A 25375-nucleotide genomic window follows, 5' to 3' on the forward strand; every position below is an offset into this window, starting at 1 on the left:
CCTCGCACAGCGCGGGCGCGGCGCCGGCGGGCGGCGCGCAGAGGGCGCCCGGCCGGCTGTGCCGCGCACCACGCTCATTCGTCGGCGATGGCCGCGTTTGTATAGACTTCCTGCACGTCGTCCAGATTTTCCAGGGCGTCGAGCAGTTTCTGCATTTTTGCCGCGTCGTCGCCGGTGAATTCGACTTCCGTCTGCGGCTTCATCGTGACCTCAGCGACTTCTGCCTTGAAGCCGGCGGCTTCCAGCGCAGCCTTCACCTTCGGGAAATCGTTTGCCGGGCAGACGACTTCGATGCTGCCGTCTTCGTTCGTGACGACATCGTCGGCGCCGGCTTCGAGCGCGGCTTCCATCAACTTGTCTTCCGGCGTGCCGGGTGCGAACAGGAACTGGCCGACGTGATCGAACATGAACGACACCGAGCCGTCCGTGCCCATGTTGCCGCCGAACTTCGAGAACGCGTGGCGAACTTCCGCGACGGTGCGCGTGCGGTTGTCGGTCATCGTATCGACGATGATCGCCGCGCCGCCGATGCCGTAGCCTTCGTAGCGGATTTCTTCGTAGTTTGCGCCGTCGACGCCACCCACGCCACGCTGGATCGCGCGGTTGATGTTGTCCTTCGGCATGTTGGCGTCGTACGCCTTGTCGACGGCGAGCCGCAGACGCGGATTCGTGTCGGCATCGCCGCCGCCCATGCGGGCTGCGACCTGAATTTCCTTGATCAGCCGCGTCCAGATCTTGCCGCGTTTGGCATCGGTCGCCGCCTTCTTATGCTTGATGTTGGCCCATTTCGAATGACCCGCCATTACTTTCTCCGTCGCATGCGCCGGACGGGCGCACGCATTAATCCGATTTGTCGATGCGTTTTCGCTGCTTGATCACGCACGCGCGAGGCGCGCTTCACAGGTACGCGAGAGGTTCGAGGCCGGTTCGGGGCCGGTTCGCGCCGCGTGATGAGCGGATTCGAATTTTATCATGCCGGCGCGAGGCGGCAGGGGGTAAGGGCGGGGAAATGCCGTCAAACCCCCGGCGCGCAGAGGACGAAGATCGACCCGGCCGCGTCGGCGTTCTCGGCGCTGGGCAGGCGCCTCGGGTTTTCCGTGGTGCCGGCCTGACGCCGACGCCAACCCTCAGTTCTTCGTCCCGAACAACCGGTCGCCGGCATCGCCCAGACCGGGCACGATGTACGCGTGCTCGTTCAGATGCGAATCCAGCGAAGCGACATACAGCTTCACGTCCGGATGCGCGTCCTGGAACACCTGGACGCCCTCCGGCGCGGCCACCAGCGCGAGGAACATGATGTTTTCGCCCGGCACGTTGCGGCGCTTGAGCACATCGACCGCGTGCACCGCCGAATAGCCGGTCGCGACCATCGGATCGCACAGGATGAAGATCCGGTCTTCCAGATCCGGCAGGCGCACCAGATATTCGACCGGCCGGTGATCGTCCGCCCGGTACACGCCGATATGGCCGACGCGCGCCGACGGAATCAGTTCCAGCAGCCCGTCCGACATGCCGATGCCCGCCCGCAGCACCGGCACGATCGCCAGCTTCTTGCCGGCGATCACCGGCGCGTCGATGTCGACCAGCGGTGTCGAGACCGGGCGCGTCGTCATCGGCAGGTTGCGGGTGATTTCGTAGCCCATCAGCAGCGTAATCTCGCGCAGCAGCTCGCGGAACGTACGTGTCGATGTGTCCCGGTCGCGCATGTGCGACAGCTTGTGCTGGATCAGCGGGTGATCGAGGATGAAAAGATTGGGAAAACGGCTGTCCTGTGTCATGGCTGTGGGCGCAAGCGGCGGCAAGAGGGATCGGCTGGCACGTCTGCGGCGCCGGAAAACCGGCCGGCCGCGCGCGCCACGGCTGCAAGTTTACCGAAAGTGCCGCCGGAAGATACCGGAGATTGCGAGGCAAGCCCCGGCAGCGCGCCCGCGATTCTTCTAGAATCGGGGCATCAGTACGGCGCGATGGGTGCTACGCGAGGCAGACGCGGCGCGCCGGCCCTGGCAAAACCATCATTCCATTTCCCACACTGAACAGAAAGGACACGCACATGGACATGGGCATCGCAGGACGGACCGCGCTGGTGTGCGCGGCGAGCAAGGGTCTCGGGCGCGGCTGCGCCGAAGCGCTCGCCGCCGAAGGCGTGAACCTGGTGATCGTCGCGCGCACAGCGGCGACGCTCGAAGCCACAGCCGCCGACATCCGCAAGAACACCGGCGTCGAGGTCAAAGCGGTCGCCTGCGACATCACCACGGCCGAAGGCCGCGCCGCGGCAATCGCCGCGTGTCCGCAGCCGGATATCCTCGTCAACAACGCGGGCGGCCCGCCGTCGGGCGACTTCCGCCAGTTCACACACGAAGACTGGATTCGCGCGCTCGAAGCCAACATGCTGACGCCGATCGAACTGATGCGCGCGACGATCGACGGCATGATCGGCCGCAATTTTGGACGCATCGTCAATATCACGAGCTCGGCGGTCAAGGCGCCGATCGACGTGCTCGGACTGTCGAACGGCGCGCGCTCGGGGCTGACGGGCTTCGTCGCGGGCCTCGCGCGCAAGGTCGCGCCGCAGGGCGTGACGATCAACAATCTGCTGCCGGGCATGTTCGATACCGACCGCATCGTCACGACGATCGAGGCGCAGGCTAAGGCGCATGACATCTCGATCGAAGAATCGCGCAAGCGCCGGATGGCGGCGATTCCCGTGGGGCGCTTCGGCACGTCCGACGAATTCGGCCGCGCCTGCGCGTTCCTGTGCAGCACCCATGCCGGTTACATTACCGGCCAGAACTGGCTGATCGACGGCGGCGCCTATCCGGGCACGTTCTAGAAAACCGCCGCTGTCGCTATTCAAGGCTGTCGAAGCAACACCCAACCATAACAACACACTGAGGAGTATCGCTTCATGACAACCCGCGTCGCGCTGATCGCGCACGATCACAAGAAGGATGACATCGTCCAGCTCGCCGGCGAATACGTCGATACGCTCGCGCGTTGCGAACTCGTCGCGACAGGCACGACCGGCACGCGCATCGCCGCGGCGCACGGTCTGACGGTCGAGCGGATGCTGTCGGGCCCGCACGGCGGCGACCTGCAGATCGGCGCGCAGCTCGCCGAAGGCAAGGTCGACATGGTGATCTTCCTGCGCGACCCCATGACGCCGCAGCCGCACGAACCCGATATCAACGCGCTGGTGCGCGCCTGCGACGTGCACAACATCCCGTGCGCAACGAACATCTCGACCGCGCGGATGATTCTCGACGTGCTGACGCTGCGTCTCACGCAGAAGATCTGACGCCGTCTTTCCCGGACAATTTTCAGGTAAATCGCAACATCAGGAGACAGCATGGCCAAAGCGATCCGATTCGACAAGACGGGCGGCCCGGAAGTGATGAAGTGGGTCGACGTCGAGGTGGGCAAGCCGGGCGAGGGCGAGATCCGCATCAAGCAGCATGCGGTCGGCCTCAACTACATCGACATCTACTTCCGTACGGGCCTGTATCCGCTGCCGCTGCCGGGCGGCCTCGGCATGGAAGCCGCGGGCGAGGTGACGGAAGTCGGCGCGGGCGTGAAGGACGTGAAGGCGGGCGACCGTGTTGCCTACGTCGCGCGTCCACCAGGCGCCTATGCGCAGGAGCGCGTGCTGCCCGCCGCGCAGGTCGTGAAGCTGCCGGACGCGATCAGCTATGAAGACGCCGCATCGGTCATGCTGCAAGGCCTGACCGCGCAGTATCTTTTGCGGCGCACGTACCCGGTGAAAGCCGGTGACACGATCCTGATCCAGGCTGCTGCGGGCGGCGTTGGTCTGCTTGCATGCCAGTGGGCGAAAGCGCTGGGCGCGACGGTGATCGGCACGGTCGGCTCCGACGAAAAAGCGGAAATCGCGAAAGCGCACGGCTGCGATCATCCGATCGTCTACACACGCGAGAACTTCACGAAGCGCGTGCGCGAGATCACGAACGGCGCGGGCGTGCCGGTCGTCTACGATTCGATTGGCAAGGACACGTTTACGGCCTCGCTCGACTGCCTCGCGCCACTTGGGATGTTCGTGAGCTTCGGCAACGCATCGGGACCGCTGCCGCCGATCGATTCGTCCGAATTCGCCGGACGGGGTTCGCTGTTCTTTACGCGGCCGACACTCTTTACGTACATCGGCAAGCGCGCCGACTATGACGCAATGGCCGCGGAACTCTTCGATGTGCTCGTGACGGGCAAGGTGAAGACGAGCGTGAACCAGCGTTACGCGTTGCCTGATGTGGCAAAGGCGCACGCCGATCTCGAAGGCCGGCGCACGACGGGTTCGACGGTTTTGCTACCTTGACGTAACGTATGTGACGTATGTGACGTACGCGACAAGGCAGTAAGAAGCAGTAAAAGCAGAACGCACAAAGGCCGCGCCCCGGAAAACCGGGCGCGGCCTTTGTACGTTTACGCGTTTTTTATACGACGACTGACAGCTTTGACCCGTCCTTTACGCCGATCGGCATATCTTGGCAGCCATCCAAAGTCCGTACATGGAGAACGCTAAATGGATGTGCTGTACATCGGGGGCCTGGTGCTTTTCTCAGCGCTGACCTTTGCATTGATCGCCGGCTGCGAGAAGTTGATGCAGTTCCGCCGTGGCCAGGGAGTGCGCTCATGACCTGGATCCTGTGGCTTTCGGGCACGGCAACAGCGTTGCTGTTCGCCTATCTCGTCTATGCGCTGCTGCGCGCGGAGGACATTGAATGAACTCGAACAATGTCCTGCAAAGCGTCCTCTTTCTCGTCGTCCTGCTGGCCGCGGCAGTGCCCGTCTCGCGCTACATCACGAAGGTGATGGATGGCACCTCGCGCGCCGTGCGTTTCGGCGGTCCGATCGAGCGGTTGCTGTATCGCATCGCGGGCGTCGATCCGTCGACGGAAATGAGCTGGAAACATTACGCGATCGCAACGCTCGCGTTCAACGTGTTCGGTGTCGCATTCCTGTACCTGCTGCTGCGCGTGCAGGGCTGGTTGCCGGGCAATCCGCAGCAGTTCAGTGCGATGACCGCCGACGGCGCGTTCAACACGGCCGTCAGCTTTGTCACTAACACGAACTGGCAGGATTACTCGCCAGAACAGACCGTCGGCTATCTCGCGCAGATGCTCGGCTTCACGGTGCAGAACTTCCTGTCTGCGGCAACGGGCATCGTCGTGGTGATCGCGTTGATCCGCGGTTTCGCGCGGCATACGGCGCAGACCATCGGCAACTTCTGGGTCGATATCACGCGGGTCACGATGTACGTGCTCCTGCCGATGTCGATCGTGCTCGCCGGGCTGTTCATGAGCCAGGGCGTGATCCAGAACTTCAAGTCGTATCAGGACGTGCCGACGCTGCAAACCACGACCTACGCCGCGCCGAAGCTCGACGCGCAAGGCAACCCGGTGAAGGACGCAAAGGGTAATCCGGTCACGGTCGATACGCCGGTGAAGACGCAGACCATCGCCATGGGTCCGGTGGCTTCGCAGGAAGCGATCAAGATGCTCGGCACGAACGGTGGCGGCTTCTTCAACGGCAACTCGGCGCATCCGTATGAAAACCCGACGCCGTTCGCCAACTTCCTGCAGATCTTCTCGATGCTGCTGATTCCGGCGTCGCTGTGTCTCGTGTTCGGACAGATGATCGCGGACCGCAAGCAGGGCATCGCCGTGCTCGCCGTGATGGCGATCGCGTTTGCTGTCTGCGTGGCCGGTGAAATCGGCTCTGAACAGCGCGGCAATCCCGCGTTGACTGCATTGCACGTCGACCAGTCGGCCAGCGCGCTGCAGGCGGGCGGCAATATGGAAGGCAAGGAAACACGCTTCGGTATCGCGCAGTCCGGCATCTTTACCGTGGCCACGACCGCGGCTTCGTGCGGTGCGGTCAACACCATGCACGATTCGCTGACACCGCTTGGCGGCCTGATTCCGATGCTGCTGATCCAGCTCGGCGAAGTGATCTTCGGTGGCGTCGGTTCCGGTCTCTACGGGATGCTCGTATTCGCGCTGCTCGCCGTGTTCGTCGCGGGGCTGATGATCGGCCGCACGCCGGAATACGTCGGCAAGAAGATCGAATCGTACGAGATGAAGATGGTGTCGATCGTCGTGCTGCTGACGCCGCTGCTCGTGCTCGTCGGCACCTCGATCGCGGTGCTCACGGATGCAGGCAAGGCTGGTATCGCGAACCCCGGTGCGCACGGTTTCTCCGAAATCCTCTACGCGTTCAGTTCCGCTGCGAACAACAACGGCAGCGCATTCGCTGGCCTGACTGTGAGCACGCCGTTCTACAACTGGCTCCTCGGTATCGCGATGTGGTTTGGCCGCTTCGGCTCGATCGTGCCGGTGCTGGCGATTGCCGGTTCGCTCGCCGCGAAGAAGCGCATCGCCGTAACGGGCGGCACGCTGCCGACGCACGGTCCGCTGTTCGTGGTCCTGCTGCTGGGCACCGTGCTGCTGGTAGGCGCGCTGACGTATGTGCCTGCCCTTGCGCTCGGGCCCGGTGTCGAACATCTGATGATGATCGTCGGCCATTGATGTGGCATTTCACTGGAATTCGGACAAAAGAAAATGACTGACCATTCTGCAACCCGGTCCATGTTCGACCCGGCGCTGGTGCGCCCGGCGATCGCGGACTCTTTCAGAAAACTCACGCCGCGCACGCAGTTCCGCAACCCCGTGATGTTTTGTGTGTACGTCGGCAGCATCCTGACGACGATTCTCTGGATCGCCGCGCTAGTCGGTGAGGCCGAGGCGCCCGCGGGCTTCATACTCGCGATCACGCTGTGGCTGTGGTTCACGGTGCTGTTCGCGAACTTCGCGGAGGCGCTGGCTGAAGGCCGTTCGAAGGCCCAGGCCGCGTCGCTGCGTAGCGCGAAGAAAGACGTGATGGCGAAGAAGCTCAACGAGCCGCATCCGAAGTCGCCGATCCGCATCATGACGGCTACCGATCTGCGCCGCGGAGACGTCGTGCTGGTCGAAACCGGCGACGTGATTCCGGCCGATGGCGAAGTGATCGAAGGCGTCGCATCGGTCGACGAATCGGCGATCACGGGCGAATCCGCACCGGTGATCCGCGAGTCGGGCGGCGACTTCTCGTCGGTGACGGGCGGCACGCGCGTGCTGTCGGACTGGATCGTCGTGCGTGTCACCGCGAATCCGGGTGAGGCGTTCCTCGACCGCATGATCGCGATGGTCGAAGGCGCAAAGCGTCAGAAGACGCCGAACGAAATCGCCCTGACGATCCTGCTCGTCGCGCTGACGATCGTGATGCTGCTCGCCACCGCGACGCTGCTGCCGTTCTCGATGTTCTCCGTCGAAGCCGCGAAGATGGGTCACGTGGTGACGATTACGGCGCTGGTCGCGCTGCTGGTGTGCCTGATCCCGACCACCATCGGCGGTCTGTTGTCCGCGATCGGCGTGGCCGGCATGAGCCGCATGATGCAGGCCAACGTGATCGCCACCTCGGGCCGCGCGGTGGAAGCCGCCGGCGACGTCGACGTGCTGCTGCTCGACAAGACCGGCACGATCACGCTGGGCAACCGTCAGGCGTCGCTGTTCCTGCCTGCGCCGGGCGTGACGGAAGAAGCGCTCGCAGATGCCGCGCAACTGTCGTCGCTTTCCGACGAAACGCCGGAAGGCCGCAGCATCGTCGTGCTCGCGAAACAGCGCTTCAACATCCGCCAGCGCGACCTGGCAACGCTGCATCCGGTGTTTCTCTCGTTCAGCGCGCAGACCCGGATGAGCGGTGTGGACCTGTCCCCCACGGGGACTTCCTCCGGGGCGCCGGGCCGCGAGATCCGCAAGGGCGCCGCCGATGCCATCAAGCACTACGTCGAAGCCCATGGCGGCCGTTATCCGACTGAAGTCAGCAACGCCGTCGCGGAAGTTGCACGCCGTGGCAGCACGCCGCTCGTCGTTGCCGAACAGGTCGAAGGCGCTGCACGCGTGCTGGGCGTGATCGAACTGAAGGACGTCGTAAAGGGCGGCATCAAGGAACGCTTTGCCGAACTGCGCAAGATGGGCATCAAGACGGTGATGGTGACCGGCGACAATCGTCTGACAGCGGCGGCCATCGCAGCCGAAGCGGGCGTCGACGATTTCCTCGCCGAAGCCACGCCGGAAGCGAAGCTGTCGACGATTCGCGCACACCAGGCCGAAGGGCGGCTCGTCGCAATGACCGGCGACGGCACCAACGACGCCCCGGCGCTCGCGCAGGCCGACGTCGCGGTGGCGATGAACACCGGCACGCAGGCCGCGAAGGAAGCCGGCAACATGGTCGACCTCGATTCGAATCCGACCAAGCTGATCGAGATCGTTGAAATCGGCAAGCAGATGCTGATGACGCGCGGTTCGCTCACGACGTTCTCGATTGCCAACGACGTCGCCAAGTACTTCGCGATCATCCCGGCCGCGTTCGCAACGACGTATCCGCAACTGCGGGTGCTCGACGTGATGCATTTGAGCTCGCCGTCGTCGGCCATTCTTTCAGCGGTGATTTTCAACGCGCTGATCATCGTTGCGCTGATTCCGCTTGCGCTCAAAGGCGTGAAATATCGGCCGCTGGGTGCGGCGTCGCTGCTGCGCCGCAATCTGCTGGTGTACGGGCTGGGCGGCATCCTGCTGCCGTTCCCGTTCATCAAGCTGATCGACATGGTTCTGAACGCATTCGGCTGGGTTTAACCAGACCCGGTCTAAAGGGAATTACTCATCATGAAATCGTTATTTCGTCCGCTGATCGTGATCTTTGCCGTACTCAGCGCGGTCACGGGTCTCGCTTATCCCGCTGTCATGACCGCGGTGGGGCAGGCTGCGTTCAACGATCAGGCCAACGGCAGTCTCGTCGAGGCGAACGGAAAGGTGGTCGGCTCGAAGCTGATCGGCCAGCAGTTCGATGCGCCGCAGTACTTCTGGGGCCGTCTGTCGGCAACGTCGCCGATGCCGTACAACGCGCAGGGTTCGTCCGGCTCCAATCTCGGCCCGCTCAACCCGGCGCTCACCGATGAGGTCAAGGGCCGCATCGATGCACTGAAGGCGGCCGGTACCGACATGTCGCAGCCGGTGCCGGTCGATCTGGTGACGTCGTCGGCCAGCGGTCTCGATCCTGAGATCAGCCCGGCTGCGGCGGCGTATCAGATCGACCGCATCGCGAAAGCGCGCAAGATGAATGTGAACGACGTGCAGGCGCTGGTGGACCGTTATACAAGTGGCCGTCAGTTCGGCATCCTGGGCGAGGCGCGCGTGAACGTGCTGCAATTGAATCTCGCGCTCGACGCTGAGCATCACGGATAGGTTTTGACGAGAGGCGTGCAGGTGCAGGTCGGGGCGGCGCTGCGGCGCCGCCTTTTGTCTTTCCCGCTGAAAGCCCTCAAATTGCAGTTGTCTTGCCGGCGTGCGACCATGCACGGATGACCCGCCGTTCGCGCGCACGCCGCGGCGGCAACATTAAAACGACCACGCATGAACCGACCCGATCCCGACGCGCTCCTCGACAAGCTGCAACGCGAGGAAGCCAGAAGCCTGCGCGGCAAGCTGAAGATTTTCTTCGGCGCGTCGGCGGGCGTGGGGAAAACGTATGCGATGTTGCAGGCCGCGCGCCGTCGCGCCGACGAAGGCGTCGATGTGGTCGTGGGCATTGCGGAGACGCACGGGCGCATGGAGACTGCGGCGCTGCTCGATGGCCTCGATGTGCTGCCGCTCGCGCCCATCGAATATCGTGGCCGCAAGCTCGGCGAATTCGATCTGGACGCTGCGATCGCCCGCAAACCGCAACTGATCCTCGTCGACGAACTCGCGCATTCGAACGTACCGGGCGCACGGCATCTGAAGCGCTGGCAGGATGTCCACGAACTGCTCGATGCCGGCATCGATGTCTACACGACAGTCAACGTCCAGCATCTGGAAAGCCTCAACGATGTGGTGGGCGCGATTACCGGCATCCGCGTCTGGGAGACAGTGCCCGACCGCGTGTTCGATGGCGCCGACGAAGTGACGCTCGTCGATCTGCCCGCCGAAGAACTGCTCGACCGGATGCGTGACGGCAAGGTGTATCTGCCGCAGCAGGCCGAGCGCGCGGTGCGCAATTTCTTTCGCAAGGGCAACCTGATCGCGTTGCGCGAACTGGCGTTGCGGCGCACGGCGGATCGCGTCGATGCGCAGATGCGCGAGTATCGCGCCGACCGTTCGATCCAGCGCATCTGGCAGGCGCGCGAACGGCTACTTGTCTGCGTCGGGCCGGGACCGGAAGCGCCGACGCTCGTGCGCGGCGCCGCGCGTCTCGCCGCCAGCCTCAGGGCTGACTGGATCGCCGTCTATGTGGAAACGCCGAAGCTGCAACGCCTGCCCGATGCGCGCCGCGAACGCACGCTCAACGCGTTGAAGCTTGCCGCGGAGATGGGCGCGGAAACCGCGACGCTCGCCGGTAACGATGCCGTCGCTGCGCTGATTGGCTATGCACGCGTGCGTAACGTGTCGAAGCTGGTTGCAGGCGCTTCGTCGCGCTCGGGATTCACACGCTGGATCCGTCGGCCGCTGGGTGACCGGATTGCGGAACGCGCGGGCGATCTCGATCTGACGTTGATCCGTGCGGCGAGCGAGAGCGCCGGAAGCGAACGTCGCAGACCGCTCGATGCCGGCGCAAGCGCCTGGCGCGACGCATTGAGCGCGGCCCGCGAGCGACGCTCGCCGCCGGCTGCGTATGGGTGGGCGCTGGCGATCTGCGCGGTCATCACGCTGGTCGCGAGCCAGCTTGAGAATCGCATCGATCTGACGAACCTCGTCATGCTGTATCTGCTCGGCGTGATTTTCGCGGCGGCGAAACTGGGCCGCGGCCCGGGCGTCGTGCTGTCGTTCCTGAGCGTGGCCGCGTTCGATTTCTTCTTTGTGCCGCCGCGCATGTCGCTGTCCGTGACGGATACGCAATATCTGCTGACGTTCTTCGGCATGCTGCTGACGTCGCTCGTGATCAGCCATCTGACGTCGAGCCTGCGGCGCGAGGCGAGTGTGGCGCGGCGGCGCGAGCAGCGCACGGGCGCGATGTACGAGATGGCCCGCGAGCTCGCCGCCGCGCTTGCGACGGAACAGATCGTCGGCATCGGTAGCCGGCACGTGAGCGACGTGTTCCGGGCGCGTGTCGCGATCCTGCTGCCGGACAGCGCCGATCAGGTGAAGCAGAAGATCGAGGAAACCGACGCCGCCATCACGCTGGAGGGCGCCGCGCTCGATATCGACGTCGGGCAGTGGGTCTACGACCAGCAGAAGCCGGCCGGCCACGGCACCGATACGTTGCCGGCGGCCACGGCGCTGTATCTGCCGTTGAAAGCGCCGATGCGCACGCGTGGCGTGCTCGCCGTCGTGACGCACGACGAGCGTGAACTCGACGTGCCTGAACAGCAGCGCATGCTCGACGCGTTCGCCGCGCAGATTGCGCTGGCGCTCGAACGCGTGCATTACGTCGACATCGCACGCGATGCGCTGGTGAACATGGAATCGGAGCGCCTGCGCAATTCACTGCTGTCGGCGATCTCGCACGATCTGCGCACGCCGCTCACGGCCATCGTCGGTTTTTCGTCGATGCTCGCGCAGTCGCATGAATCGAACGTCGAGCCGAAACCGGGCGATGACCTCGTGGAATCGATTCACGAAGAAGCGCTGCGGATGACCGGCATCGTCACGAATCTGCTCGACATGGCGCGGCTCCAGGCGGGCGGGCTGCAGCTGAACCGTCAATGGTCGCTGCTCGAAGAGACGGTCGGTGCCGCGCTGCGTGCGTGTCGTCGCGTGCTGGCGCGGCATCCGGTGCAGGTGAAGTTGCCGCTCGATCTGCCGTTGCTTCAGCTCGATGCCGTGTTGATGGAGCGTCTCTTTTCGAACCTGTTCGAAAACGCCGCCAAATACGCGCCTCTGGATACGCCGCTCGCGATCGGCGCCGAGCGCATCGAAGAAGACGGTAAACCGTTCGTGCGCGTGAGCGTCGACGACGCCGGCCCCGGTTTGCCGGCCGGCATGGAAGCGCGCGTGTTCGAGAAATTCACGCGCGGCGAGAAGGAATCGGCGAAGCCGGGCATCGGGCTCGGCCTTGCAATCTGCCGTGCGATCGTCGATGCGCACGGCGGTACAATCGGCGCGTTCAATCGCGTGGCGTCCGACGGACGGATCGAAGGCGCGCGCTTCTGGTTCACGCTGCCGGTTGAAACGCCGCCGCCGTCGCCCGAAGGAACGGATGCGCTGGAGTCGCTTGAATCGCTTGAATCGCTTGAATCGCTTGAATCGCTTGAATCGTTCAATGCGCCTGACGTGATCGAAGACGAAGCCGCATTGAAGACATCGAAAGGCACGCCGCCCGCGAGCGCATCAGCCGTGTCACAGTCCACCATTGCGCACGAAACCCCGGCCGAACCCGAGCCGACTCCAAAGCCCGCCCATGAGTGACCCGAGCATCACCGTCGTCCTGATCGAAGACGAAAAGCAGATCCGCCGGTTCGTGCGCACGTCGCTGGAAGGCGAGGGCATGGCGGTCTATGACGCGGAGACTGGCAAGCAGGGGCTCGTGGAAGCGGCCACGCGCAAACCCGATCTGGTGATCGTCGACCTCGGCCTGCCGGACACGGACGGCCTCGACGTGATCCGCGAACTGCGCGGCTGGAGCGAACTGCCGATCATCGTGCTGTCGGCGCGTACGCAGGAAAGCGAAAAAGTCGCCGCCCTCGACGCGGGCGCCGACGATTACCTGACGAAGCCATTCGGTGTATCGGAACTGCTCGCGCGGATTCGCGCCCACATGCGCCGGCGCAATCACGGCGGCGCGAACGAATCACCGCAGATCCATTTCGGCGAGATCACGGTCGATCTGGCATTGCGTCAGGTCACACGCGAGGGTGCGCCGGTCCACCTGACGCCGCTCGAATACCGCCTGCTGGCAACGCTCGTGCGCCACGCCGGCCGCGTGCTGACGCATCGCCAGTTGCTGCGCGATGTGTGGGGGCCGTCGCACGTCGAGAGTCATCACTATCTGCGCATCTACATGGCGCATCTGCGGCAGAAACTGGAGCGCGACCCGGCCCAGCCCGAACATATCGTGACGGAAACGGGTGTGGGCTACCGGCTGGTCGGCGCCAGCTGATCATATGTCTCCGGATATACCGGACCTGCACGGTCAGATTCATCTTGATATAATTACAGACGTGTAAGGACGACCTTGCACGTTCTGTTCAGCGGGGACGACCCCATTTCATCCATGGAGGTCCCTCGTGTCCTGGATTCTTCTTTTGATTGCCGGTTTGCTGGAAGTCGCGTGGGCGGCCGGTCTCAAATCCTCCGAAGGTTTCACCCGCTTCTGGCCGTCGGCGTTCACGCTCGTGACGGCGCTCGGCAGCTTCGTCCTCCTCGCGATGGCCATGCGCCAGTTGCCGCTCGGCACGGCTTACGCCGTCTGGACGGGGATCGGCGCGGTTGGCGCCTTCATCTTCGGCATCGTGATGCTGGGCGAAGCGCTGAGCGTGGCGCGCGTCGTCAGCGCGGCGCTGATCGTCTCTGGTCTCGTCGGGCTGAAGCTGTCGTCGGGGCACTGAGCGCATCGGGTGCCCGTTCGTCGACCGTTCTGACGAGTGGGCATCGCGCAACGTTGGCCTAAGGTCCAGGTCGGTCATTCAGCGGGCTGCGAATCAACGTGGCTATAATGAACCCAGATCCAGTCACAAATAGCCTCGCGCGGCTGGTCTGGCGTCGCTTCGGGTCTGATTGACCGCTCTGGCGCAGCGAGATCCGTCATCGTGCCGGCCAGCGCATTCGCCATGCACGTCGCCATTACGGCGCGTGCGAGCGTGAAGCACGGCACGCGCAGCGCGTCAGGAGGCAACCATGCTTGAACCACTTTCGCTCGCAGCAGGCCTCTCATGGGGCAGCGGCTTGCGCCTCTATCTGACCGTGTTGCTGGCGGGTGTCTTCGAACGGCTCGGTCTTATCCATCTTCCCGAAACGCTTTCCGTGCTGTCGTCGCCGTGGGTGATCGGCGCGGCCGCGATCCTGACCGTTGCTGAATTTCTCGCCGACAAGATTCCTGCGGTCGATTCCCTCTGGGACGCGATTCACACGTTCATCCGCATTCCTGCTGGCGCGATGCTCGCTGTCGGCGCGCTCGGTCACGCCGATCCGGCGCTGCTGACGGTCGCGGCGCTCGCCGGCGGCACGCTCGCCGGCACTGCGCATCTGGCCAAGGCGGGCACACGCGCGCTGATCAATCTGTCGCCGGAACCGGTGTCGAATGTGGTGGCTTCGTCGGCGGAAGATGGGCTTGTGTTCGGCGGCCTGCTGCTCGCGCTCTTCGTGCCGTTTCTGTTCCTGCTGCTGCTGACCGGCTTCCTGATGGCGGCCGCGTGGGCGTTGCCGCGCTTGTGGCGCGGCGTGCAGGGCGGCTTTCGCGGGATGGCGAACCACATGGTGTCGCGCCTTGTCAGGAGCCGGCACGATTGAGCGATTCGCAGCGCATTTCGATCAGCATTCCGGCAGGCGAAAGGGCAGCGCGACGGTTCACGCTGTCTGATCTCATCAGGCAGGCCGGGCGCATGACGCTGCGCGACTGGCGCGCCGGCGAACTGACGATGCTGCTGCTCGCGCTGGTGCTCGCGGTCGCGGCGCTGTCCAGCGTCGGCTTTCTCGCCGACCGCCTGCATCAAGGTCTCGAACGCGATGCGCGACGGATGATTGCCGCCGATTTCATCGTGCGTGCCGATCATCCGGTCGATCCGCAGTTCAGCCGCGAAGCGCAGGCGCTGAAGCTGAACACGGCGACCACCGCCATTTTCCCGAGCATGATCAGTTCGACGCCGGGTTCGAACGCGAACCAGCCGGTGTCGCGGCTCGCCGCGATCAAGGCCGTATCGGACGCCTATCCGTTGCGTGGCGCACTGCGCATCGCGCCCGCGCCCGATGCGCCCGATCACGCCGTCAACGCGATTCCGCCGAAGGGCACCGTATGGGTCGATCAGGCGCTGCTCGATGCGTTGAAGTCGCGGGTCGGCGATGCGGTGAAGGTCGGTAGTCGCACATTTACGATTGGCGCGGTCATCACGCGCGAACTGGATCGCGGATTCTCGTTCGTCAATTTCTCGCCGCGCCTGATGCTGCGCGAAGACGAAGTCGCGTCGACCGGCCTGATTGCGTACGGTAGTCGCGTGACTTATCGGTTGCTTGTCGCCGGTCCGGACGAAGCCGTCGCGCAATTCGCGCAGTGGTCGCATGAACGCGTCGACGGCGGCAAGATGCGCGGCGTCGCGCTCGAATCACTGCAGGACGGGCAGCCGCAGGTGCGCCAGACGCTCGATCGCGCGAGCCATTTCCTCACCCTCGTTTCACTGCTGACGGCGTTGCTTGCCGCCGTCGCGATTGCGATGGCGGCGGATCGTTATATGCGACGGCATCTCGATGGTTGCGCAGCGATGCGTTGCCTCGGCGTCAGCCAGAAGACGCTGCGCTCGCTCTTCACGCTCGAATTCGTCGGGCTCGGTGTGATGGGTGGTGCGCTCGGCGTGGCGCTTGGATTCGGCGGACACCTCGCGTTGTTGTGGTGGCTCGCGAGCCTGATCGACGTCGCGTTGCCGTGGCCGACCGCGTGGCCCGCACTCGAAGGCATCGCGGCCGGTCTCGTGCTGCTGCTCGGCTTCGCGTTGCCGCCGTTGCTGCCGCTGACGCGCGTGCCGCCCGTGCGGGTGCTGCGTCGCGAGTGGGGCGACGAAGGGCGCATCGCGTGGGCGGCATACGCGCTCGGCATCGTGCTGTTCGCGGCGCTGCTGATCGTCGCTGCAGGCGAACTCAAGCTGGGCGGTATCGTCGCGGGCGGGTTCGCGGGCGGGCTGCTCGTGTTCGCGATCATCGCCCGGCTCGCATTGTGGGGCGCATCGAAGCTCGTGCGCAGCGAGCGTCTGAATGCGGGCATCGGCTGGCGATACGCACTGGCTTCGCTCGAACGACGCAGCAACGCGAGTGCGTTGCAGATCACGGCGCTCGGCATCGGACTGATGTGCCTGCTGCTGATCGCGATGACGCGCAACGACCTGGTTGCCGGCTGGCGCAAGTCGACGCCGCCGGATGCGCCGAACGAATTCATCATCGATGTCCAGTCCGATCAGCGCGAAGTTGTCACGCAGTATCTGAATGCGCACGGGCTGCCGGGCACCGAACTGTCGCCGATGGTGCGTGGCCGTCTGATTGCCATCAACGGCAAGCCGGTCAATCCCGATTCGTACAAGACCGAAGACGCGCGGCGCCTGGTGGATCGCGAATTCAACCTCTCGTACACGACGAGCCTGCCCGACGACAACCGCATCGAAGCCGGCACGTGGTACGGCGAGGCGACGAAGCCGCAGATTTCGATCGAGCAGGGTCTCGCGAAGATCATCAATGTGAAGCCCGGCGATACGCTGCGCTTCGACGTGACCGGCCTGCAGATCGACGCGCCCGTCACGAGCGTGCGCAAGCTCGACTGGGGCTCGTTCAAGGTTAACTTCTTCGTGCTGATGCCGCCCTCGTCGTTGCAGGACTTTCCTGCGACGTTCATCACGAGCTTCCATCTGGCGCCCGAAAAGCGCGCGACGATCGACGGCCTGATTTCCGCGTATCCGAACCTCACCGCGATCGATACCGGCCCGATTCTCGCCCAGGTGCAACGCGTGTTGCAGCAGGTGATCGGCGCGGTGCAGTTCCTGTTCGCTTTTACGCTCGCGGCGGGCGTGCTGGTGCTGTACGCGGCGCTCGCCGGCACGCGCGACGAGCGTATGCGAGAATCCGCGCTGCTGCGCGCATTGGGCGCGTCGCACCAACAGGTGCGCGCCGTGCAGGTGGCTGAGTTCGTCGCGGTCGGCGCGCTCGCGGGCCTGATGGCGGCGGTGGGTGCGCAGATCATCGGCTGGGTGCTCGCGACGCGCGTCTTCGACTTTCATCTCGACTTCAACCCGTGGCTGCTGCCGACCGGGATCGCTGCGGGCATCGCGTGCGCGGGCATCGGCGGCTGGCTGAGCCTGCGGCATGTCCTGTCGCGTCCGGCACTGCAATCGCTGCGTGACGCCTGAGGCCTCACGTCCGACACGAGGCCGCATCTGATTTTTCGACTTTCTTCTGTTTTCACGTATGACTGATCCGATCGACGAAGCGCCCGCTCAAACCACGGCGTTCGAACTCGTGGGCGGCGAGACGCGCGTGCGCGAACTCAGCGACCGCTTTTATGACCTGATGGACCTCGAACCGGAATTCGCCGGCATCCGCGCACTCCATCCGCCGACGCTCGAAGGCTCGCGCGACAAGTTCTTCTGGTTCCTCTGCGGCTGGCTCGGCGGGCCGGATCACTACATCAGCCGCTTTGGGCATCCGCGTCTGCGCGCGCGGCATCTGCCGTTCGCGATCGCGTCGGACGAGCGCGACCAGTGGCTGCGCTGCATGGCGTGGGCGATGGAAGACATTGGGCTACCTGAAGCGCTGCGCGAGCGGCTCCTGCATTCGTTTTTCGAAACCGCGGACTGGATGGTCAACCAGAAATCGTTAGTAAAGAAGATGACGTAAGTCTGAGGGGCCGCGGCTTCGACTTCCTCTAGCCTCCACGAGGCATCCTGCTGTGCCCGGATAACTGCTTCATCCAGGACTGCTTCGACTTCGCAGAAAAGTTGCAAATCTGCGTCGCCATAGCCCGCTTTCCAAAGCAGATATGCGAGATATGTGACACGGATTATTTCATTTAGAGAATGGCGGCTTCCTCCGCCTCGACCACAACCGACTAAAGCTAAGTGACAAGCCAACGACTGTTCGCGGACATAGTCGTTAGGTATCGTCTGGCCCAAAGTGCTTGAGAAGCAGCGTAAGGAAGTCCTTGGCGCATCGTTACTCGGAGTGCCTGGTGTATGGCAGTGCGAAGGTGAGGCACGACATCTCGTGGCTCAACGCCTCATCGACATGTCGTATCTGCTTGGCGAGCTGCCATCAATGAGTCGCAACTTTCACCGAAGCGCTATCTCCGCTGCATCACTGGCACCCGACGTGGCTCACCATTTCATCTGACCTCAAGACACAGTGGCGACAGCTATCTCTATCAAAGGACGAGAATGAGAAATGCGACGGAAATGACGTGACGGAAATGTGCACTACACCTCTCGCATGTAAGCATGGTGATGTCCTTTTCTTCACATGTTATGTGTCGACATAGTTAAAGTAGGCTAGTCCATCATCTGGCAAATACCATTGGGCGTTTCCCCAGAAGAGAATCGAGACGCGCATTGGTACCCCGCCTGAACAAAGCAACCCATGTTTGACGTGCCGGGTGAACGGCCCAATGATTCGGAACACTGCTGGAATCGTCGACTTTCCAATCCATTGACCAGGTGTAAACGGATGGTCGGTGCGACTCGATAGGTGTATGCAGCGTCAACCGCGCTCGAGGCGTACTTCTGCGAGGAAGCGCACCTACTGAGCTCCAGGCGAGTGCGCAGTTTGCCCATTTGTGTCCCGCGACCGCCGTCTGCCTGAAGAAAACTCTTTAGCTCCGGCGGGTCGCCCTCTTCGGTTTAGGTCGGGGCCCGACATTGTCCCGAGTGGCACCAACGTACGCTTCTATTATCATGGAGACGCGAACCGGAGACTCCCATGTGCTACTCGGCCCAGATTCAAGCTGACTATCGCAAGTTCGTACGGATGTTTGGCGCGACGATGAGCCTCAAGGAATTCGCGCGCCTCTTTTTCGAGCGAGCGGAGGGCAGCAAAGCGAAGATTCCGAAGGCTATGGAAGATGCGTTTTCGGAGCCTCAGTCCGATGCCGAGCGCGAGGTGAAGGCGCTCATCGACCGGTTTAACGCGGAGCAGGTGGCGAAGCTCGAGCAGGACCTGTTCAAGCAGCGCACTCGCCTGGCGGACGCCGAGCGTTCACTTCAGACCAAGGTGACGAAAGCCGCCGCCGAAAGCCAGCGAATAGCCACCGACAAAATCGCCTGGACCCGCGGCAAGCTTGACGACATACAGCGGACCGAGCCGAAGGCCCCCGATTCGCGCATCTTCCCTGGGCACTACGCGCCAGTGATGGTAATGGAGAACGGACAGCGCGTCATAAAGCCCATGCGCTATCAGTGCCGCATTGCGGGCAAACCGGCGTCGTATGACGTCAAATTCCCCGGAACCTATAACGCCCGAAGAGACAGCTTGGAAGGTTTTTGGAAGCCGCTGTTCGGTTACTCGCACGGCATCCTTGTCGTCAATGCGTTTTATGAAAACGTCAGCCGCGCAAAGATGGAGGGGCGAAACGTTGCCAAAGGTGAGAGAGACGAAAACGTTGTTTTGGAGTTCCGGCCGAATCCGGCGCACGACATGCTTGTTGCCTGTTTATGGTCGCGCTGGTCTGCACCGGGCGAGCCAGACTTGCTCTCATTTGCCGCCATCACAGATGAGCCGCCCCCAGAGATTTCTGCAGCGGGGCATGACCGCTGCGTTATTCCGATAAAACCAGAGAACTTAGACGCGTGGCTCAACCCGAACGCATCCGACCTTGCGGCGTTGTATGCAATTCTGGACGACCGTGACCGACCTTACTACGAACACCGACTGGCGGCATGACTGCCATCACTTTGCTCCGCGATAATGGCTTGGCTAAATCGAGCCGCACAGTTCCTCGCGCAACTGCAGTTGTCAGCCACGACCGCTCGCAATTTTTGGCAACTCACGAATGGACCTTTGGATTCAACCTTGTGCGCGATGTGCTGACCTATACGGCAACTCGGCCGCTGAGCCGCCGCATCAAGACCCCACGCTCAACGGCGCCGGCATGATGAAAGATGTGCGAGTAGAAGAGCACTACACCCGCGCTCGCTGTCGCGCGGTGTTTGCGCGAATTCTTGTCGGACCGCCGGCGCGGCAGATTTGGATGCTGCTAAACGCCGGTCAGCATTGACGCAATGCTTGCTCAATCTCGAAGGAGCACGAGTACCCTCACGCCTGGATTTCACCAGATCGGAAGGACGCTGCGATGGGTACAGCGTGGAGTGTCCACCCAGTTCGACGACGACAACGCACCGGTCTATTCTGCATTCCTCCCCTGCGAACGCCGGGACTTATTTAAATGGGCAATTGCACTATGAGCTCTGGACGAGCTGTAGCTGGAATCGATATTGGCGGAGACCGGAAGGGGAATCATCTGGTTATCTTGCGTGGTACCCAGATTGTGTGCAACCTCCGCAAAGAAGCGCCGGGGCATATGCTCGAAAAATGCTTCGAATTTGAGGTAGCGGCGGTGGGCATTGACGCACCCTGCAGGTGGCGAATTGGCGAGGCTGGCAGGCAAGCTGAGAAGTCTCTTGCTCAGCAAAGAATCTTTTCATTTGCCACACCGACTCGCGAAATGGCCATGTCCAGCAAAAGCGGATTCTACGGGTGGATGTTCAACGGCGAGCGTGTATATGACGCATTCGCTCCACACTTTCCTCTTTTCAAGAATGGTGAAGAAATCGGTGACCGGGTGTGTTTCGAGACGTTTCCCCACGCGATAACTTGCGCCTACCTTGGGAAGGAAGTCGCATCAGCGAAGAAAAAGGGAACTCAGCGCCGAGAAATCCTCAAACATGAAGGAGTTGAAACAACGCCGCTGAGGTCTATCGACGACGTTGATGCGGCGCTGTGCGCGTTGACGGCAAATTATCTACTTGACGGAAGAGTCGAAGCGTACGGCGATGAGCTAGGGGGATTGATCGTGGTGCCTACTCCCGCTGTTCACGACAGGCGAGTTAGTTCAGACCTTTCCCAAGACTGAACTAATACGGCTGATGCAATAGCGGCGCCATGTGTCCCTTGAGTCCGTTAGGCACAGACTTGAGCTCCCTCACGGGCGACGGCAGTTTTAATAGCGGCAATCACATTCCAGGAGGACGGGTGTATCTGAGACGAAATTTGGTCTTGTTGCTGTCAATGGCAGCGTTTGGATCGACCGCGGCATGGGCGAGCGATATTCGATGTGCGACCACGCGACAACCGGCGGAACGCGTGATATGCGACCACGCCATCCTGAACAATGAATACGACGATGTCTTCGCGCAGCAGCAGGCTCTGCTGAGCAGTGGAAAGCTCTCACCCGAACAACTCGCTCACTGGCGGCAATCGCGCAACGCCTGCAGTGACGTCCACTGCATCGACGGCGTATTTGCTCGGTGGGCGGCGGTGGCCAAGTCTGTCGAAACCAATTCCCGCGCTGCAGTGGCTCCGGTTATGGCCTCGGCTACTGCCATGGCTCCTGTCGGACCTGCTTCGGAAGCAATCGTCCTTCCCGCATCCCAGGCCTTGCCGACTTCGGAAGCATCTCTGGTGCGCCAAGGGAGTGCCGCCGGCGTGGCGCTTCCGAAACCCGTGGAGACACAAGCCTCTTCGCCTACGGTCGCGTCTACTCCCTCGGGCGCGAGTGAATCGCGTGGCACGACCGGCATGAGCGCCGGTCTGATGACGGCATTGCTTGTCGCCGTTGGATTCGGCGCACTCTTCCAACGCCGAAGGAGGAGCGGTGGAAGCACCGGGGAACCACCAAGTAATGTTCGCGGCAAGGACAAGCCTTGAGCGGACCGCATAGAAGGGCATGGAGCGCGGCGACGCAGTGTTGTGATTTTCGGTGATACGCCGCTCCAGTCAATGTACTAGCCTTTCCTAGCGAGACCGTGGCATATTGCGACCACATTTATGAGGAGGCCACCTGATGGCAACGACTTTGGAAGCAATGCAGGCGAAGATTAAAAAATTGCAGGCCCAAGCGGATGCGCTGATTGCAAAGCAATCGTCGGGCGTCATCGAAAAGATTCGCGAGTTGATGGCGAAGCACGGCCTGACCACCGCTGACATTGACGCGCACGCTGGCGGCAAGCAACGCGCCACGAAGGCAGTTGCCAGGACCACGAGCAAAGGTAGCGCTGCTGCGGTCAAGTATCGCGACCCGAAGAGTGGTGCAACCTGGACCGGACGTGGCCGGGCACCAGGTTGGATTGCCGCCGCGAAGAACCGAGACAAATTCTTGTTTGACGGAAGTACGGCGATGGCGAAGCCGGCTCCCGTCAGCGAAGCGAAGGCTGCTGGCAATTATGTTCGCGGTCCGCAGCCGGCGATGTATCAGGACCCAACATCGGGCGCGACATGGAGCGGCCGCGGTCGTGCGCCGGCGTGGCTGGCTGCTGCCAAAGACCGCAGCGAGTTTCTGATTGATGGCGACAGCACGGCGGCCGATGCGAAACCGGCGGTCACGAAGGCTGTTGCGAAGAAGGCCCCGACGGCGAAGAAAACTGCTGCCAGGAAGGCCGTGAGCGCAAAGGCGCCGGCCAAGAAAGCAGCAGCGAAGAACACCGTGCCGGCTGCAGTCAAGAAAGCGCCGGCAAAGAAAGCGCCACGCAAGACAGCAGCCGTGACTGCTCCGGTGGCCACAGTCGAGTCCGGCGCCGAGTTGACGACCTGAGCGCAGTTGGCAGTTGCCCGGTGGACTAGCGATTCTCCAGGCCCACCGGGCAAGCAAACGACACGACGTTTTATTGCGCCTGGGCTGCCTGACGTTGCGCGGCTTGCTGTTGAGCGTGCTGCTTCGCAAGGTGCCTGCCGACCATGCAGCCACCTACCGCACCAACGACAGCGTGGTGCCCCGCGTAATGCCCAGCGACCCCGCCTACCACCGCGCCCTTGAGGCAGCCTGCGGCGTTTGCCGTGCCTGCCATTGCGAAGGCCAGCGTCGTTGCAATCAAGGCGATTCTTATCGGGCTAGCTTTCATTCGAAGGTACTCTGAGGTTGGATTTTTCGGATGTGGCGCTTTCCGGTGTCGTTTCAATACCCGCGCCAATCACGACGCTCGCGCCACTCGTGCTCACGCCATTCCTGGCGGCGCCATTCACGTTCACGCCACTCACGACGCTCGCGCCATTCCCGGGCACGCCAGTCGTCACCGCCGTACGCGACGGCGACAGGTGCGGGAGCATACACGACGGGAGGTGGCGGTGCGTACACCGGCTCTGCCGGCGCATACACGGCTCCGGGGATGCCCAGTCCGATGGCGACGTCGACGTGCGCCGATGCTGCCGTTGATGCCGCCAGAACCGCCAGACCAAGTGCTGCGCCAAGTATCTTCTTGTTCATCTTCGCTACTCCTCGCACATTCGAGTGCAATGTCAGTGACTACGGCTCGAAGTGTAGGTTGCGATGCTGGACACAGGTGAAACGCCGGTGCGAGATTGGTAACACGGCATTACTAGCGCCGGAGTACCGCGTGCGCGATATGCCGTCAGGACCTGCAGTTGCGAACCCGAGCATCAAGTTGGAGCCGCTTATGTATGTCCGCGACCGCCTCGGGCATATGAACGTGCAGACGACGATGGTGTACCTCGACCAAATTGAGCGGCTCGTGGGCGCAGAGGCGCTTTCGATGATGGAGGAGTTCGACCGTCTCTACGACGTAACCCCGGTGCTGCTCGCACACAGCGTCAGCACATCGTCTTCGAACTGATAACCCGGGGAACAGTCAATGGCGAGGAAAAAGAACTATCAAGCCAATTCGCTCCGCCGAGGCAAAAAGTTGCTTCAAACGCGAGCTATCCCTGTTCGCGATTTGGACGAACTGCTCCTGCCAATTCAGCGCTCTAAGCAGGTCCCACGAGAACTTGGTGTTCCTTTACCTTCTGCGGCACAAAGGGCGGCCTACGCAAAGTCGGGGATAATCTCGTGAAGCCGACTGGCAAAAACGCGACTCGTGAGCCTCGGCCGCGCAACCGGGACAAGACGAAGGAGGAACTACAGTCTGCGGTTTTGCGGGTCAAGAATAAAGGCCTGAAAATGAGCATATCAGCGGTCGCCGCCGAGGCGGGGGCGAGCCCAAGCCTCATCCACAACACTTACCCCGACCCCGCTGAAGACATTCGAGCCCTGGTTGGTCGTTCCACGCGCCATCAGCGCGATATCAAGGCAGCAGAGCTTGCCGAGGCGCGTGCCGAGCCGAAGGAACTACGAGAGCAGCTTAAGGCGGCGCAAAGTGATATCGCCACCCTTGCGTCCATTAACGAGACGCTCCGCGACGAGATAACCTCTCTCCAGGCTCAGGTTGCTGGAAAAGTTTTCGTGATGCCCAATCGAAAGGGGGGCTGAGACAGCGATGCCGTGTTGTATCTGACGTGAGTCACCTCTGGGACGCGCAATATGCGTGGGCATAACCAACGGTTGCTGGCGAAGTGAAATACGGAACGGAGTTATGTTTCACTGGGTCTGGACGGGGCGGTCCGGCGTAGACGAAGTCATCCGTGGAGAAGACGAGTCTCATGCCCCGGAGTTCGGCAGTATGGCAACTGCCTTCCGGAATAGAACTCGCCCTTTTCCACTCAGCTATTTAGCAACAACTAACAGTAAGTAGTCTTCACAGGAGCTGGATGCGTAACCGGCCGGATTGATCCGGCTGCGCGTCTGTCTGCCAGTTGGCGGCGGATAACACGTTGCGCCGCGCTCTGCGTGACCTGGAGTGCCGCGGCGCGGCCGCAACTGGCCTGTTTCAACAGCCAGTACAGTCCGGTCGTCCTGGCCATGCGGCTGACTTTCGGTGCCGCCGACCGCCCGGCATAATGGGTTTTTGCGGAACAACGAAGGGATTCATCATGACGACGCGCGCGCTGTTTCGCGACGATGCCTATCTCACGCAATGCGAAGCCACGATTACCGCCGTGGACGAGCAGGGCATCCATCTCGACCAGACGGTGTTCTATCCGCTAGGCGGCGGCCAGGCGGGCGACGCCGGCACGCTGACGCTCGCCGACGGCACGCGTCTTGTTATCGCGGACACCCGCAAGGCGAAGTTCGAAGGCGCCACGCCCGATGACGCCGTGCATGTTCCCGCGCCCGGTCAGGAAGCGTTGCTGGCGCGCTTTCAGCCGGGTGAGCGCGTGACAGCCGACATCGACTGGGAGCGTCGTTACCGGCACATGCGTCTGCATACGGCGAGTCATCTGATCTGCGCAGTGCTGCCGTATCCGGTGGACGGCTGCAGCATCACGAGCGAATACGCGCGTCTGGATCTTGCGACAGTCGAGCCGATCGAACGCGAGATGATCGAAGCGCGTCTCGCCGAGCTGGTCGGCGGCGCGCATGGCGTCTCGACGCAATGGATCACGGATGAAGAAATGGAGCAGCGTCCCGAACTCGTTCGCACGATGAGCGTGAAGCCGCCGATGGGGCTCGGGCGCGTGCGTCTGTTGCGCATCGAAAATGTGGATCTTCAGCCGTGCGGCGGCACGCACGTGCGCAACACGGAGGAAATCGGCGCGTTACGTGTGGCAAAGCTGGAAAAGAAGAGCGCGCGCACGCGGCGCATCGTGCTGGAGTTTGTGTGAGCGCGTGGCCGGATGAACGGCTGCTG

General features: G+C 62.7%; 26 protein-coding genes and 1 pseudogene. 23 read left to right on the top strand and 4 right to left on the bottom strand.

Annotated elements, in window-relative coordinates; translation table 11 throughout:
- Positions 1 to 74: 74 nt before the first annotated feature.
- Entirely contained in the window at positions 75 to 803 is a 729-nt protein-coding gene (locus tag P3T16_RS27890) for a YebC/PmpR family DNA-binding transcriptional regulator (protein WP_429257951.1), read from the bottom strand.
- A 324-nt stretch (positions 804 to 1127) separates the two neighbouring features.
- Positions 1128 to 1778, bottom strand: coding sequence for a uracil phosphoribosyltransferase (gene upp, locus P3T16_RS27895; RefSeq protein ID WP_090531435.1), 651 nt, complete (start codon positions 1776 to 1778; stop codon positions 1128 to 1130).
- A 272-nt stretch (positions 1779 to 2050) separates the two neighbouring features.
- Here upp and P3T16_RS27900 point away from each other — a divergent pair, with 272 nt between their 5' ends.
- The 20 genes and pseudogenes from P3T16_RS27900 to P3T16_RS27995 all read left to right on the top strand — a co-directional run bounded on the left by P3T16_RS27900 (position 2051) and on the right by P3T16_RS27995 (position 22446).
- On the top strand, positions 2051 to 2830 hold the full coding sequence (locus tag P3T16_RS27900; RefSeq protein WP_429344754.1) for an SDR family oxidoreductase: 780 nt from the start codon (positions 2051 to 2053) through the stop codon (positions 2828 to 2830).
- A gap of 75 nt (positions 2831 to 2905) precedes the next feature.
- Positions 2906 to 3295, top strand: a complete 390-nt coding sequence (locus P3T16_RS27905; protein WP_429344755.1) for a methylglyoxal synthase — start codon at positions 2906 to 2908, stop codon at positions 3293 to 3295.
- A gap of 51 nt (positions 3296 to 3346) precedes the next feature.
- A complete protein-coding gene (locus P3T16_RS27910) occupies positions 3347 to 4321 on the top strand; it encodes a quinone oxidoreductase family protein (RefSeq protein ID WP_429257955.1) in 975 nt (324 codons plus the stop codon).
- A 207-nt stretch (positions 4322 to 4528) separates the two neighbouring features.
- Entirely contained in the window at positions 4529 to 4642 is a 114-nt protein-coding gene (locus P3T16_RS27915; RefSeq protein WP_429257956.1) for a potassium ABC transporter ATPase, read from the top strand.
- Positions 4639 to 4731, top strand: a complete 93-nt coding sequence (kdpF, locus tag P3T16_RS27920; RefSeq protein ID WP_429257957.1) for a K(+)-transporting ATPase subunit F — start codon at positions 4639 to 4641, stop codon at positions 4729 to 4731. Before P3T16_RS27915 ends, kdpF begins: the two co-directional genes overlap by 4 nt.
- Positions 4728 to 6533: a potassium-transporting ATPase subunit KdpA gene (kdpA, locus tag P3T16_RS27925; RefSeq protein WP_429344756.1), complete on the top strand. Its 1806-nt coding sequence runs from the start codon at positions 4728 to 4730 to the stop codon at positions 6531 to 6533. Before kdpF ends, kdpA begins: the two co-directional genes overlap by 4 nt.
- A 33-nt stretch (positions 6534 to 6566) precedes the next feature.
- Positions 6567 to 8678, top strand: a complete 2112-nt coding sequence (gene kdpB, locus P3T16_RS27930; protein WP_429344757.1) for a potassium-transporting ATPase subunit KdpB — start codon at positions 6567 to 6569, stop codon at positions 8676 to 8678.
- Positions 8679 to 8708: 30 nt separating this feature from the next.
- Positions 8709 to 9287, top strand: a complete 579-nt coding sequence (gene kdpC / locus P3T16_RS27935; protein ID WP_429344758.1) for a potassium-transporting ATPase subunit KdpC — start codon at positions 8709 to 8711, stop codon at positions 9285 to 9287.
- Positions 9288 to 9455: 168 nt separating this feature from the next.
- The gene (locus P3T16_RS27940) at positions 9456 to 12425 is read left to right on the top strand and encodes a DUF4118 domain-containing protein (protein ID WP_429344759.1); all 2970 of its coding nucleotides are present in this window, start codon (positions 9456 to 9458) and stop codon (positions 12423 to 12425) included.
- A complete protein-coding gene (kdpE, locus tag P3T16_RS27945; RefSeq protein WP_429257962.1) occupies positions 12418 to 13116 on the top strand; it encodes a two-component system response regulator KdpE in 699 nt (232 codons plus the stop codon). Before P3T16_RS27940 ends, kdpE begins: the two co-directional genes overlap by 8 nt.
- A 127-nt stretch (positions 13117 to 13243) precedes the next feature.
- Positions 13244 to 13564 (top strand): quaternary ammonium compound efflux SMR transporter SugE, encoded by a 321-nt coding sequence (gene sugE / locus P3T16_RS27950; protein ID WP_429344760.1) that lies wholly within the window; start codon positions 13244 to 13246, stop codon positions 13562 to 13564.
- Positions 13565 to 13853: 289 nt separating this feature from the next.
- The gene (locus tag P3T16_RS27955) at positions 13854 to 14465 is read left to right on the top strand and encodes a DUF4126 domain-containing protein (protein ID WP_429257964.1); all 612 of its coding nucleotides are present in this window, start codon (positions 13854 to 13856) and stop codon (positions 14463 to 14465) included.
- 92 nt (positions 14466 to 14557) lie between these two features.
- On the top strand, positions 14558 to 17059 hold the full coding sequence (locus tag P3T16_RS27960; RefSeq protein WP_429344800.1) for an ABC transporter permease: 2502 nt from the start codon (positions 14558 to 14560) through the stop codon (positions 17057 to 17059).
- A gap of 58 nt (positions 17060 to 17117) precedes the next feature.
- A complete protein-coding gene (locus tag P3T16_RS27965) occupies positions 17118 to 17546 on the top strand; it encodes a group II truncated hemoglobin (protein ID WP_429344761.1) in 429 nt (142 codons plus the stop codon).
- 261 nt (positions 17547 to 17807) lie between these two features.
- A pseudogene (locus P3T16_RS27970) lies at positions 17808 to 18038 on the top strand (hypothetical protein); the annotation flags it as partial.
- Between the two features lie 582 nt (positions 18039 to 18620).
- Positions 18621 to 19580, top strand: a complete 960-nt coding sequence (locus tag P3T16_RS27975) for an SOS response-associated peptidase family protein (protein WP_429344762.1) — start codon at positions 18621 to 18623, stop codon at positions 19578 to 19580.
- Positions 19577 to 19792 carry a hypothetical protein gene (locus P3T16_RS27980; RefSeq protein ID WP_429344763.1) on the top strand — a complete coding sequence of 72 codons (216 nt, stop codon included), beginning with the start codon at positions 19577 to 19579 and terminating at the stop codon, positions 19790 to 19792. The genes P3T16_RS27975 and P3T16_RS27980 overlap by 4 nt, the downstream gene beginning before the upstream one ends.
- Positions 19793 to 20097: 305 nt before the next feature.
- Complete coding sequence (locus tag P3T16_RS27985) at positions 20098 to 20769, top strand: DUF429 domain-containing protein (protein ID WP_429344764.1); 672 nt, start codon at positions 20098 to 20100, stop codon at positions 20767 to 20769.
- Positions 20770 to 20828: 59 nt separating this feature from the next.
- Positions 20829 to 21563: a hypothetical protein gene (locus P3T16_RS27990; RefSeq protein ID WP_429344765.1), complete on the top strand. Its 735-nt coding sequence runs from the start codon at positions 20829 to 20831 to the stop codon at positions 21561 to 21563.
- A 136-nt stretch (positions 21564 to 21699) separates the two neighbouring features.
- Positions 21700 to 22446, top strand: a complete 747-nt coding sequence (locus P3T16_RS27995) for an H-NS family nucleoid-associated regulatory protein (RefSeq protein ID WP_429344766.1) — start codon at positions 21700 to 21702, stop codon at positions 22444 to 22446.
- Positions 22447 to 22516: 70 nt separating this feature from the next.
- On the opposite strand, the gene P3T16_RS28000 is transcribed toward P3T16_RS27995, so the two are convergent.
- Positions 22517 to 22753, bottom strand: a complete 237-nt coding sequence (locus P3T16_RS28000) for a hypothetical protein (protein ID WP_429257971.1) — start codon at positions 22751 to 22753, stop codon at positions 22517 to 22519.
- A gap of 53 nt (positions 22754 to 22806) precedes the next feature.
- Entirely contained in the window at positions 22807 to 23115 is a 309-nt protein-coding gene (locus P3T16_RS28005; protein WP_429344767.1) for a hypothetical protein, read from the bottom strand.
- 190 nt (positions 23116 to 23305) lie between these two features.
- Between P3T16_RS28005 and P3T16_RS28010 the strand changes: the two genes are divergently transcribed.
- From P3T16_RS28010 to P3T16_RS28020, 3 genes are all read left to right on the top strand, one after another.
- On the top strand, positions 23306 to 23482 hold the full coding sequence (locus P3T16_RS28010) for a hypothetical protein (protein ID WP_429344768.1): 177 nt from the start codon (positions 23306 to 23308) through the stop codon (positions 23480 to 23482).
- Between the two features lie 215 nt (positions 23483 to 23697).
- Positions 23698 to 24117 (top strand): TetR family transcriptional regulator, encoded by a 420-nt coding sequence (locus P3T16_RS28015; protein ID WP_429344769.1) that lies wholly within the window; start codon positions 23698 to 23700, stop codon positions 24115 to 24117.
- 500 nt (positions 24118 to 24617) lie between these two features.
- Positions 24618 to 25349: an alanyl-tRNA editing protein gene (locus P3T16_RS28020; RefSeq protein WP_429257975.1), complete on the top strand. Its 732-nt coding sequence runs from the start codon at positions 24618 to 24620 to the stop codon at positions 25347 to 25349.
- Positions 25350 to 25375 lie beyond the last annotated feature (26 nt).

The organism is Paraburkholderia sp. GAS42 (assembly GCF_050436565.1).
Lineage (GTDB): Bacteria > Pseudomonadota > Gammaproteobacteria > Burkholderiales > Burkholderiaceae > Paraburkholderia.

What these genes read in the sequence shown, in the direction of transcription:
- P3T16_RS27890 (WP_429257951.1), bottom strand. Translation starts at nt 803, where the DNA reads ATGGCGGGTCATTCGAAATGGGCCAACATCAAGCATAAGAAGGCGGCG.
- upp (WP_090531435.1), bottom strand. Translation starts at nt 1,778, where the DNA reads ATGACACAGGACAGCCGTTTTCCCAATCTTTTCATCCTCGATCACCCG.
- P3T16_RS27900 (WP_429344754.1), top strand. Translation starts at nt 2,051, where the DNA reads ATGGACATGGGCATCGCAGGACGGACCGCGCTGGTGTGCGCGGCGAGC.
- P3T16_RS27905 (WP_429344755.1), top strand. Translation starts at nt 2,906, where the DNA reads ATGACAACCCGCGTCGCGCTGATCGCGCACGATCACAAGAAGGATGAC.
- P3T16_RS27910 (WP_429257955.1), top strand. Translation starts at nt 3,347, where the DNA reads ATGGCCAAAGCGATCCGATTCGACAAGACGGGCGGCCCGGAAGTGATG.
- P3T16_RS27915 (WP_429257956.1), top strand. Translation starts at nt 4,529, where the DNA reads ATGGATGTGCTGTACATCGGGGGCCTGGTGCTTTTCTCAGCGCTGACC.
- kdpF (WP_429257957.1), top strand. Translation starts at nt 4,639, where the DNA reads ATGACCTGGATCCTGTGGCTTTCGGGCACGGCAACAGCGTTGCTGTTC.
- kdpA (WP_429344756.1), top strand. Translation starts at nt 4,728, where the DNA reads ATGAACTCGAACAATGTCCTGCAAAGCGTCCTCTTTCTCGTCGTCCTG.
- kdpB (WP_429344757.1), top strand. Translation starts at nt 6,567, where the DNA reads ATGACTGACCATTCTGCAACCCGGTCCATGTTCGACCCGGCGCTGGTG.
- kdpC (WP_429344758.1), top strand. Translation starts at nt 8,709, where the DNA reads ATGAAATCGTTATTTCGTCCGCTGATCGTGATCTTTGCCGTACTCAGC.
- P3T16_RS27940 (WP_429344759.1), top strand. Translation starts at nt 9,456, where the DNA reads ATGAACCGACCCGATCCCGACGCGCTCCTCGACAAGCTGCAACGCGAG.
- kdpE (WP_429257962.1), top strand. Translation starts at nt 12,418, where the DNA reads ATGAGTGACCCGAGCATCACCGTCGTCCTGATCGAAGACGAAAAGCAG.
- P3T16_RS27955 (WP_429257964.1), top strand. Translation starts at nt 13,854, where the DNA reads ATGCTTGAACCACTTTCGCTCGCAGCAGGCCTCTCATGGGGCAGCGGC.
- P3T16_RS27960 (WP_429344800.1), top strand. Translation starts at nt 14,558, where the DNA reads ATGACGCTGCGCGACTGGCGCGCCGGCGAACTGACGATGCTGCTGCTC.
- P3T16_RS27965 (WP_429344761.1), top strand. Translation starts at nt 17,118, where the DNA reads ATGACTGATCCGATCGACGAAGCGCCCGCTCAAACCACGGCGTTCGAA.
- P3T16_RS27975 (WP_429344762.1), top strand. Translation starts at nt 18,621, where the DNA reads ATGTGCTACTCGGCCCAGATTCAAGCTGACTATCGCAAGTTCGTACGG.
- P3T16_RS27980 (WP_429344763.1), top strand. Translation starts at nt 19,577, where the DNA reads ATGACTGCCATCACTTTGCTCCGCGATAATGGCTTGGCTAAATCGAGC.
- P3T16_RS27985 (WP_429344764.1), top strand. Translation starts at nt 20,098, where the DNA reads ATGAGCTCTGGACGAGCTGTAGCTGGAATCGATATTGGCGGAGACCGG.
- P3T16_RS27995 (WP_429344766.1), top strand. Translation starts at nt 21,700, where the DNA reads ATGGCAACGACTTTGGAAGCAATGCAGGCGAAGATTAAAAAATTGCAG.
- P3T16_RS28000 (WP_429257971.1), bottom strand. Translation starts at nt 22,753, where the DNA reads ATGAAAGCTAGCCCGATAAGAATCGCCTTGATTGCAACGACGCTGGCC.
- P3T16_RS28005 (WP_429344767.1), bottom strand. Translation starts at nt 23,115, where the DNA reads ATGAACAAGAAGATACTTGGCGCAGCACTTGGTCTGGCGGTTCTGGCG.
- P3T16_RS28010 (WP_429344768.1), top strand. Translation starts at nt 23,306, where the DNA reads ATGTATGTCCGCGACCGCCTCGGGCATATGAACGTGCAGACGACGATG.
- P3T16_RS28020 (WP_429257975.1), top strand. Translation starts at nt 24,618, where the DNA reads ATGACGACGCGCGCGCTGTTTCGCGACGATGCCTATCTCACGCAATGC.